This window comes from Helicobacter didelphidarum (assembly GCF_003364195.1).
Taxonomy (GTDB): domain Bacteria; phylum Campylobacterota; class Campylobacteria; order Campylobacterales; family Helicobacteraceae; genus Helicobacter_A; species Helicobacter_A didelphidarum.
On record NZ_NXLQ01000177.1, the window covers coordinates 1 to 703 of the forward strand.

A 703-nucleotide genomic window follows, 5' to 3' on the forward strand; every position below is an offset into this window, starting at 1 on the left:
CTACAAGTTGAAGCAATTTATTTTTATTGATATGTAGCCCATAAGTTATATTAGAAAATAACAATTCTGCTCCTACTTTGATAAACCATGATTTTAATTTACCCTCAAAGGTTATACCAGCCAATTGATCATCTGCTTCATCATAATCAAATATGCTATTTTCACTATCTCTTAAACTAGCTAAGGTTATCCAATCTACGCCATTGATATTACCAATTGAGCCATTTTTTGAACTTGGGTTTTTGCAATCATTGCTTGGTTTAATATGAAGATTTTTAATATTTGCTTCACCTCTCTCCCATAAGTCAATCACACATTTGACATATAAATCAGGTCTATCTACCAAAAGACAATAGAAAAATGCAGCAGGTCCGCAAAGTGAAGTGGGTCCCTGCTTTGGAAATAAGTTATTCTTAGGTATCCCATCTCGTAGATTTTCAACTCGTTGTTTTAATTGTTCTACTATTTTATTCTTATCAAATAAATATTTTTCTCTTACTTTACTCGCAGAAAAAACTCCTGTTAGCTTGTTCTTATTGTCTTCAAATTTTTGTATTAAATTTAGGGCTATAATTATATATCGTTTTTGTGCCACCACTCTCTTACTCTTTGCTATCTCCCCAAAGTTATTTCTTATGATAAAGGTTATATTTGGGATTGGTATTTTTTTATTTGTTGCAAGTAGATGATTATACTTTTCTAT

General features: G+C 30.7%; 1 pseudogene. It reads right to left on the reverse strand.

From position 1 onward, the window contains the following. Nucleotides 1–703: pseudogene (locus tag CQA53_RS12915) on the reverse strand (hypothetical protein); the annotation flags it as partial.